The 9489-nt window shown below is 48.6% G+C and carries 8 protein-coding genes; 1 reads left to right on the forward strand and 7 read right to left on the reverse strand.

Annotation, left to right across the window (positions count from 1 at the left end; genetic code table 11):
* Nucleotides 1-34 precede the first annotated feature (34 nt).
* Both ftsX and ftsE read right to left on the reverse strand, forming a co-directional pair.
* Nucleotides 35-952, reverse strand: coding sequence for a permease-like cell division protein FtsX (gene ftsX / locus WG8_RS22960; RefSeq protein WP_007432659.1), 918 nt, complete (start codon nt 950-952; stop codon nt 35-37).
* Complete coding sequence (gene ftsE / locus WG8_RS22965) at nt 942-1628, reverse strand: cell division ATP-binding protein FtsE (protein WP_007432660.1); 687 nt, start codon at nt 1626-1628, stop codon at nt 942-944. Before ftsE ends, ftsX begins: the two co-directional genes overlap by 11 nt.
* Nucleotides 1629-1852: 224 nt before the next feature.
* Here ftsE and WG8_RS22970 point away from each other — a divergent pair, with 224 nt between their 5' ends.
* Nucleotides 1853-3268 (forward strand): VanW family protein, encoded by a 1416-nt coding sequence (locus WG8_RS22970; protein ID WP_007432661.1) that lies wholly within the window; start codon nt 1853-1855, stop codon nt 3266-3268.
* A gap of 77 nt (nt 3269-3345) precedes the next feature.
* On the opposite strand, the gene WG8_RS22975 is transcribed toward WG8_RS22970, so the two are convergent.
* The 5 genes from WG8_RS22975 to WG8_RS29090 all read right to left on the reverse strand — a co-directional run.
* On the reverse strand, nt 3346-4527 hold the full coding sequence (locus WG8_RS22975; RefSeq protein ID WP_007432662.1) for an S-layer homology domain-containing protein: 1182 nt from the start codon (nt 4525-4527) through the stop codon (nt 3346-3348).
* Nucleotides 4528-4795: 268 nt separating this feature from the next.
* The gene (locus WG8_RS22980; RefSeq protein ID WP_007432663.1) at nt 4796-6430 is read right to left on the reverse strand and encodes a glycosyltransferase family 39 protein; all 1635 of its coding nucleotides are present in this window, start codon (nt 6428-6430) and stop codon (nt 4796-4798) included.
* A gap of 101 nt (nt 6431-6531) precedes the next feature.
* Nucleotides 6532-6951 (reverse strand): GtrA family protein, encoded by a 420-nt coding sequence (locus WG8_RS22985; protein ID WP_007432664.1) that lies wholly within the window; start codon nt 6949-6951, stop codon nt 6532-6534.
* Complete coding sequence (locus tag WG8_RS22990; RefSeq protein ID WP_007432665.1) at nt 6914-7921, reverse strand: glycosyltransferase family 2 protein; 1008 nt, start codon at nt 7919-7921, stop codon at nt 6914-6916. Before WG8_RS22990 ends, WG8_RS22985 begins: the two co-directional genes overlap by 38 nt.
* A 23-nt stretch (nt 7922-7944) precedes the next feature.
* Nucleotides 7945-9489 (reverse strand): glycosyltransferase family 2 protein (locus tag WG8_RS29090; protein ID WP_007432666.1); only part of this gene is annotated, 1545 nt, incomplete at its 5' end.

The following is a 9489-nucleotide window of genomic DNA, read 5'->3' on the forward strand; positions in this document are numbered from 1 at the left end:
ATTGATATTGATACGACGTCCACCAAATGATTCTTTATACTTTCAAGAACTTGCGCATGGACAGGGTACTGCCAATAATGCCGACCAGCATCCCCAAAATAACCAGCAAAGCACTCAATTGAATCCAAATGCCCTCAAGCGGCATAAGCTTCAGCATATTCAATGCGATATCTCCCTGAACGGCCGTGAGCAGACGCTGATAGCCTGTAAATAAAATACCTACGGTAATCAGGGAACCAATGAGACCAATAAGCGCGCCTTCAATAAAAAACGGCCATCGTATAAAAAAGTTGGTCGCACCGACCAGCTTCATAATGCTAATCTCTCTGCGTCGTGCCAATATCGTCACACGAATCGTATTCGAGATCAGGAACATGGACATAATCGCCAACCCGGCTACGAATATAAAGCCAACATTGCGGATCAGCTTGGTTATCGTAAAGAGCGTCTCTACGGTGCCTTTTCCATAACGAACCTTTAAAATCGGCTTCTCTGGATGCAACGTATTCAGCTTCTCAATCTTCTCGGCCACAAATGGAACCGTCGTCGGTTCAATAACCTCTACCACAATTTTGTCCGGCAACGGATTGCTGTCCTTGTCAAAACCCTCCAGCAGCTCTTTGCCGCTGTCGCCCAGATCTTTGCGCAGCTCTTCCAATCCTTGAGCTTTAGTCACAAAGCTGGTTTTGCTGATTTCCGGCATGGCCGCGATTTCCTTTTGCAGCGTTTCACGCATGCTCTGATCCACATTCAGCTCCAAAAATACGTTGATCTCCACCTGGCTATCTGCTTGATCAGCCAAGGAGTTGACGTTGAGCACCAGCATGATAAACACGCCCAAAATAAGCAGTGACACAATAATTGAGGTGATGGATGCGATGGACATCCAGCCATTGCGGAATATGTTTTTGAAACCTTCCCGCATATGACGCAAGAAGGTATTAAAAGTCATATCCGTACTCCCCTCTGACCTGATCTCTTACGATGTTGCCATTTTCGATGGCAATAACGCGTTTACGCATGGAGTTCACGATGTCCTTATTGTGTGTTGCCATCACAATTGTCGTCCCCCGGAAATTAATTTCGTCCAACAGCTGCATGATCTCCCACGATGTTTCGGGGTCCAGATTACCCGTCGGCTCATCGGCAATGATCACCGATGGATTGTTCACGATGGCACGGGCAATCGCTACACGCTGTTGCTCCCCACCGGAAAGCTGGGCAGGCTCACGATTCATTTTCTCTTTCAAACCTACCAATTCGAGCACTTCCGGTACTCGTTTGCGAATCAGCTTTTTGGGAGCCTCTATCACTTCCATAGCAAATGCTACATTCTCATAGGCCGTCAAACGCGGCAAAAGGCGGAAATCCTGAAAAATGACTCCGATGTTGCGACGGACATAAGGGATTTTACGCTGCTTGAGCTTCCCGATATTAAATCCATTAACTGAAATTTGCCCCTTGGTCGGTACTTCTTCTCTATAAATAAGCTTCATAAAAGTCGATTTACCCGCCCCGGACGGGCCGACTACGTATACGAATTCATTACGGTCAATTCTGACCGACACTCCCTGAAGTGCGTGGGTCCCGTTAGTATAGGTCTTCCACACATCCTGCATTTCAATCACTCGATCACTTCCCGCTGCTTAATCATGTTACGTATAACCTAATAACTATTCGACATATTCCATGCATTTCCTTTATAAACTTCTGTATTTCATCATACCGTCTATCATTGTAACAAATTTGTTACCTAAATAGTACCGAAAGTTTTCCGCATTTGGCACATATATATGAATATGATGGCACACGAATGCGTTACTAAGCTTACGAGACAGGAGACAGCTGCATTATGAAAAAAATTCATTTATCTGTCATTTGGATATGGTGTGGAATTTTGGCGCTGGCGATGCTATGGGGAGGGCTTCACCTGTACGCTGATAGACAAACGCTGCCGAAGGGAGTAAGGGTCGGAGGAATCAGCATGGGAGCTATGGATAAAACAGCCGCTCTTCGCCTGCTGGACGAGAAACTGGATGCCTTGAAGCAGCGCCCTCTGATCTTGACGGATAATGACAGCAGTGCGCAGGATATAAAACTTATTCTTGGAGACGCAGGGATTACTTATAATGCAGCGGCTTTCCGCAATGCCGTGAAGGCGCTCGGCTCGGAGCATCTGTGGACTCGTGTGCAGACACGCTTTACCTTTGAAAAGGAATGGTCTGTCACGCCTTCCCGACAAGAGAACGCCTTAAAAGCCCAATTGGGGACCGATTGGGAGGAACAGCGCTACGGCATGCCGGTGAATGCCGTACGTCAGATCACCCCATACGATCAGGTTCAATATATTCCGGGGCGATCCGTCCGCCGCCTGGATTGGCCCAAATTAAACGTAGCACTGGATAAGGCGCTGCCCAAGGATTTAACCGCCTCCGGGGAGCCGGTTCGAGTGGAGCTACCGTTCCGGCAGCTGGAACCGGATATTACGGTGGATAGCCTGCGGGGCGAAGGTATCGAGCGTAAAATCGTCCAGTTTTCCACCAGCCTGGGCAGCAGCTCGGAAGGACGTGTGTATAACGTCAACTCAGCCGCCAGCACTGTTGACGGATTGATCCTCAAGCCAGGCGATATATTTGACTATGGTCAAATTATAGCCAAGGCTGAGCGCACTCAAGGCTTTCGTGAAGCCCCGGTGATCGTGAACGGACAGCTGGAATCCGGCATTGGCGGCGGGATTTGTCAGGTATCCAGCACCGTCTATAATGCGGCGCTGCGAGTCGGTTTGGACATTATTGAGCGTCGCAACCACTCCTTGCCAGTCAGCTACCTGCCCAAGGGGCAGGATGCCACTTTTGCTACAGGATCTATTAATTTTCGCTTTAAGAACAATACGGGCAAGCATTTGCTCCTGCGTGCCGCCGTTCAAAACCGCATGCTTACCGTAAAATTTTTTGGCACCTTCCCATCAAATGTGTCCTATGAGCTGGAATCCCGCACGGTTCGTGTCCTCCCTATACCGGAAAAGAAAATCCGTAATGGCTCATTTTCCCCCGGCTTCTATCAAGTACTTCGGCAGGGCAGGGAAGGATATGTAGTGGAAACATACCGAATCAAAAAGGTGGACGGCAAGACTGTGGAACGCACCCGGATCAGCCGCGATACATACCATGCGCAACAGCGTATCGTTGCTGTTCCTGACGAAAGTACATCGTCTGAGCCACAAACACGTGAACCGCAAAAGCGTATCATCGAGGACGGCATAAGGTAATAAACGAAAAATCCCCCTCCAACGGCTGCCTGAATCGGTTCAGACAGAGTTAAAGGGGGATTTTAATTATAGATTGATTACTTGCTGCGTTTACCCAAAACAGAAACTTCTACAGGCGCACTTTCGTTGCCGTCTGCATCTTTAGCTTTGATTACCAGCGTAACCGTTGCTTTTTGAGTAATCACGCTGATACTAAACGTACCATCATCCTTGGCTACCGCACTACCGATGGGCAGATCGTTGGAATAGACAGTCACTGTGGAACCTGCTTTGGCTGTCCCTGTGATTGTACCTTCCCCGTCATACACATCATTGACTTTCAGTGTATCTGTGCTTGCAGCTGCGTCAGTGGTTGTGTCTGTAGTTGCGTCTGTATCTGCACTAGTATCGGTTGTTGTAGAGTTGTCCACAGTCGTGCTGCTGTTCGTCGTAGCATCTGTATCTGTGGTTGTGCTTTCCGTGCTTGTACTTGTACTTGTGCTGCTATCTTCAGCTTCGCTGCCGGAAGTAGTAGACGTGTTGCCATAAGTGGAATCCGTAACAGTGCCGTATGTGGAATCTGTTACGGTTCCGCCAGGAGTCGTTGTCAGGTTATCAACGGAGCTCAGGTTGTAGCCGGATGCCGCATCCAGAATGGCAATCGCTTCGGCACGAGTCAGCGGCTTCAGTGGCTGGAATTTGCCATCAGGATAGCCGTTGATGATTTTTTGCTCCGCAGCTGCTGCTACACTTTTCTTCGCCCAAGATCCAATCTTGCCGGAGTCGATGAATTTAGTGACATCTGCTGCGTTACCCGCAGTCAGCCCAATCGCTTTGCTCACGATAGCCGCGGCTTCCTGACGTGTCACTTTTCCATTCGGTTTGAGCTTGTTATCTGCATAGCCGCTTATGTAACCTGCATTCACGGCACTTGTCAGTTCATTGTATGCCCAGTGCGACGCTGGTACATCTGTGAACGTTCTGCTTCCATTGCCGTTTACCTTCACGCTGTCTGCATATGTTACGTCCGTCACAGCCGGAGTGTCCACTGTAAACGTACCCAAGCTGCGGTTCAGAAGAACAATAAATTCTGCACGCGTGATCGCTGCATCCGGTTTCGTTGCACTATCCAAATGCCCTGTAGCCGACCAGCGTTGTACCTGATCTCCTGCCCAATGGCCGCTTGTTGTTTGAGGAGCTGCTGCCGCTACGCTGAATGCGCTTAGAATAAGGCCCGTACTCAATACACCTGTAACTGTGTTTCTAAACTTTTTCCCCATATTATAAATTCCTCCTTTGATTGGCTTCATCACTCTTTTTTAAACACTTTACCAGAAATCAAACCCAAATAACCACCAAATTACAAAAATCGTCCCATTTAACCACATCCCAACTAATGTAGGATAAACAAGACTTAGGACTTAATACCCAGCTAATTGCTAGGATATGTATATGTGGAAGGCTACGGTATACTGAGGTTAAAAAAATCCCCACAGCCTTTCTCACCATACTACAGTGAAGAAGAAGCTGCGGGGATTTGTTGCACAATCAAGGAGCTGTTGTCGTCTCCGTCGATAAAGATACCTGCGTCTGTGACTTGGGTAGCACTTTGTACAAGCGCCACTCGCCGTTAAACTCACGCTCAAGCTGAACCCACGGCGCACCCTTTTCATACAAATTCGGATATACCATGTTGATTTTACTCAGCGGCATGCCTGGCATGATTTTAGGTACAAGGATATAATCCACATGGCTATCCTGCGGATAGCTTAATGCTTTATTGAACGAGTAATCACTTGTGATCAGGAAGCGTTTGGGATACTGACTATACACGATCATCGTGTAGGCTGAGGCCGAATCGGTCATAATCGTAGACTTCGGCAGTTGCTCATCCAGCCAGACGGCGATCTTTCGATCTGATACCTGTCTTACATAGTTCACATTACCCGTTCGGGTGAGAAAGCTGTTCTCATCCGGTGCAATCTCCGGACGAGTCAACGCATAAGAGAGCAATCCGGCGGTAAGCAGCAGACTGACGGCTACCAGACTAAAGGCCGCTCTCCGCCATCGTCCCTGAAGCTGGCTAAGCTCATACGGCAACCAGGCTACGGTAATGGGGAACACATACATAAAATAACGGAACCACCCATACGAGGATTGCTTCATCATGAGTAAAAATTGCAAGCCTGGCACGGACAGAAACAGCAACAAAATAATCAGGGTACCCCACCGGAACAAGCGCCCGCTCAATAAGCGAATGAGCAGAATAGCAAACAGCGGCACAGAATACCAAATCGTTTTGGAAGCAATAAACTTCAAGGCTACCAGCGGATTGGAAAACATCTCCACGAATTTATCATCATTCAGCAGTTCTGCCGATTGCGCCGTGTTCGAATACTCTGAATTGAGGAAATAAAAAGCATTTCCCATAATGAGATAATTAAAGAAAATCCACAGCAGCCCGGAAAAGACCACAGGGAGCAGGAGCAGAAGCCAGGTCGCCTCGACCTTGTGGAGCTTTTCCCGCAAAGGCAGTTCACGTCTGTCCATATGCCGATGTAAGAATAGCACTGCTACGACCACGCCACACGCCATCGCTACGCCCAGGGGCACTGCCTCATAGCGAGTCCAGAACGCCATAGCTAACGCTAATCCGGATACAATCAGACTCGCCGTCGTACGATCCTTGAGCCACAGCGCAAATTCAATCACCGTCATCATAATAAAATATATGTATAGTGAATCACTCAGCCCGTTGGCGCCAAACAGTAAAATAAATGGATTTAGCGCATACAGCAAAGCCAGCAGCAAGCTCATTCCCGAGCTAAGCCCGGTTCTGACACCAGCCCGATACAGCAGCATAGCAGTCAAAGCGGCGAAGGTAGCACTAAGGATGACCGCGGCCAATCCATAGGATGCTAATGCCGGAAAAACCGGATACAACACGAGAATCGCCATTTCCAGCAGACTGGGCAGCGGATTCCAGATAAACCCAATTGCACCCAGATGTGGATCACGGCTATACAACACATAAAAAGCGTTAGCTACACGACTGAGCGCATCCGTATGCATATATCCCAAAACATAGCTGAAATAAATGCCTGCGGACAGCTCTAACGCAAGTATAAATACAAACAGACCTATAGCCATCCATCTGCTTGCAGACCATTTGCGAAAGGACATCCCTCTCGTTCCTCCTCAAACTTGTTGCGGTATTGCAGCTATAGCCTTATCTTCCAGCCTATAGCTGCATGATTCGAACGTTTTTCCGTGTTTTTTTAAAATTATGAAGCCTCTTTCTGACGCTTTTGTGGAACGGAGAAAATCCAATAGCGGTTCCAGAGGTAATTATGAATGGGCACGATGATGGTAGTCAGTACTTCACCAATCAGATACGGCCAACCGATCCAGTGAATAGTTACGTACATAAGAGCTGCATTCAAGAGCAGGCCACAAGAGCAGACCAACAAATATTTAAAAAATTGTGTGCGGCTCCCCTCGCCGGTGGGTTCGAATGTCCAGTTCCGATTCAGCACATACGAAACACACAACGTCACCACAAATCCTATCGTAGTAGCTGTTACCGCAGGGACCTTGAACAGCTCCACCAGCAGCACAAGCACACCGACATGGATACCTGTACCCAGCAACCCCACAATACCGTATTTAATGATTGGATACTTTAGATATGAACGTCTGATCATGTTGATTAAACTCCCTATCCACCCACAATCGGTCAGCATTCGCCCGTTTGTCTGCGATTAGATAACGGGGTCGGGCTTTGACTTCGTGATATATGGCGGCAATATATTCTCCTACTACTCCAATGGACAGCATGAGGACACTGCCAATGATCAAGAGCAGCAATATGACAGTGGTAAAACCGGTAACAGCGTCACCCATTAACTTGCGCATCAAGGTTTGAATCCCCAAGACGACTGAAATCAGCATAAAAATGATTCCCATCAGACTTACTACCCGCAGCGGTACGGTTGAAAACGATACGATCGCTTCTGCTGCCAGCCGAAACAGCCCAAACGGACTCCAGCGGCTTGGACCTTCCTCCCGCGGAGCCACCCGGAACGAAATCTGGGTTTTGCGGAAGCCAAGCCAAGCCGTCATTCCGCGAAAAAACGGCATCCGCTCCGGCATCGCCATCCAGGCATCCACGACCCGACGATCCAAAAGCTTATAATCAGAAGCATCCTTCAGGTTAAAGCCCGTCAGACGGTTCAAGGTCGCGTAGAACAATGAAGCACCGAGCTTTTTGCCCACCGACTCTTCTCCCCTGAATTCTTTTACACATTCGACCAGATCATAACCCTCATCCTGCCATAAACGCACCATTTCCCCGATCATCTCAGGAGGATGCTGCAAATCACCGTCCATGACGACGATCGCGTCGCCGGAGGCGTTTTCCAAACCTGCGCACAGTGCCAGCTCCTTGCCAAAGTTCCGGCTCAGCCGCAGCGCGAGCAAAGAGGGCATGCGACGGGACAATTCGGACAGTTTGAGCCACGTATCGTCTTTGGAACCATCATCTACGATAATCAGCTCATAACGTGAGGTGACAACAGACAATACTCCATCAATTACCGTGAGTGAACGCTCCAAATGCGAGCTTTCATTATACATGGGAATGACGACGGATAAAAAAGGTGTTTTTGTCTCCATTCTTGCCCCTTCTTTCTTCATATTCAGGAGGACTGTGCCGGGGCATCATCCAAGTCGTGCATATCTGTCAGACCATGTGTCGTCTTCTCCCAGTAGAACGGCTTGGTAATGAGCTGCCAGGCTGCTTTTACCGCAGCTATACTCATAAGTACCCAATATATTGGCGAAAGTAGCCCGTATTTGACCATCGCGTATGAAAATGTTCGTTCACCACGCTCTTCCAGCTCCCCGATGACCCAATACATGCCGGCCACATTACTGAATACGAACAGAAAGTTGCCGATATAAAATTCCGCGCTGGCCAGGTAATACACATAACCCGGAAACAGCTTGGGAATAAAGGACAATTCCCAGCCAAACCATAAAATAAGCAAGCCCCAAAAAATCGGGTTCAGCAAAGGCAGCATTGGAGTTGCCAGAATCATGACCTGAAAACCGAAAAAGCCTTTCCAGCCCACTTCACGCACCAATTTAACCGGATTGCGCATATGAACCAGCCATGTCTGCATATAACCCTTGATCCAGCGTGATCGCTGACGAATCCAGTTGCCGACGCGGCTGTTGGCCTCCTCCCATGTACGGGAGTCGACAATGGCGGTTTTATAGCCGCCTTTATACAGACGTATGCCCAGATCGGCATCCTCGGTTACATTGTAGGGGTCCCATGCGTTGATATCTTTTAATACGGATACCCGAAAATGATTGGACGTCCCGCCCAGCGGGATTGGGGTATCCAGCTGCATAATGCCCGGCAGCAGCAATTCGAACCACATGCTGTATTCTTGAGTAAACCAGCGAGTGAGCAAATTTTGCGTGCTGTTAAAATAATTGAGCTTCGCTTGAATACATGCATAATTCTCAGGAAGTGAATCGAACGCCGCAATGACCTTTTTAAGCTGGTCAGCGTCAGGACGATCCTCGGCATCGTAAATGACGACAAATTCGCCACGTGCCCGAATTAGCCCGTAATTACATGCCTTTGGCTTGGTTTTCGGCAAGCCGTCAGGAACGATCAGTGTCGTATAATAGGCAGGCAGCTTCATTTCGCGAAGCAGCTCAATCGTCTCCACGTCATCCTCTTCAATTAGCAACCGTACATCCAGCTTGGACTTGGGATAATCCAGCTGCTCCAAATTCCGCAAAAGCATCGGAAGTACGCCAGCCTCCTTGTACATCGGTACAAGAACCGTATAGATCGGCAGCTTTTTTTCATCCATGGCGTCAACCTCTTCCTTCGTGAAGCGAAGCTGCGCCTCACGCCGGGAACCGAGATAGATAATGCCGAACTTGAAAAGGGTCATAGCAAAATAAAACAGCTGAATCATCATATTGATAATCAGCACCGTTTTCCAGCTGTTCCAGAAGAGGCCGAGCAGTGTAATTACGCCCATCGCCGCAAACACCAACAGTTGCCCCTTCGTAAAGGTCGTGCGCGCCGAATTGTGCGGCTCTTTTTCCAGCAGTCCGGTCGTGCTCTCCTGCATCATTTCTTCGCCGTAAATTTTACCCCAGAGCTGCTCCATTTCTTCCTTGGTCGCCAGCACTTGCTCTACCGGCATACCGAGGAT

Origin of the sequence: Paenibacillus sp. Aloe-11 (genome assembly GCF_000245715.1) — a bacterium.
GTDB lineage: Bacteria > Bacillota > Bacilli > Paenibacillales > Paenibacillaceae > Paenibacillus > Paenibacillus kribbensis.

Bases quoted from the DNA above. Each gene is read 5' to 3' on its own strand.
- ftsX (WP_007432659.1), bottom strand. From the start codon at position 952: ATGACTTTTAATACCTTCTTGCGTCATATGCGGGAAGGTTTCAAAAAC.
- WG8_RS22970 (WP_007432661.1), top strand. From the start codon at position 1,853: ATGAAAAAAATTCATTTATCTGTCATTTGGATATGGTGTGGAATTTTG.
- WG8_RS22975 (WP_007432662.1), bottom strand. From the start codon at position 4,527: ATGGGGAAAAAGTTTAGAAACACAGTTACAGGTGTATTGAGTACGGGC.
- WG8_RS22980 (WP_007432663.1), bottom strand. From the start codon at position 6,430: ATGTCCTTTCGCAAATGGTCTGCAAGCAGATGGATGGCTATAGGTCTG.
- WG8_RS22985 (WP_007432664.1), bottom strand. From the start codon at position 6,951: ATGATCAGACGTTCATATCTAAAGTATCCAATCATTAAATACGGTATT.
- WG8_RS22990 (WP_007432665.1), bottom strand. From the start codon at position 7,921: ATGGAGACAAAAACACCTTTTTTATCCGTCGTCATTCCCATGTATAAT.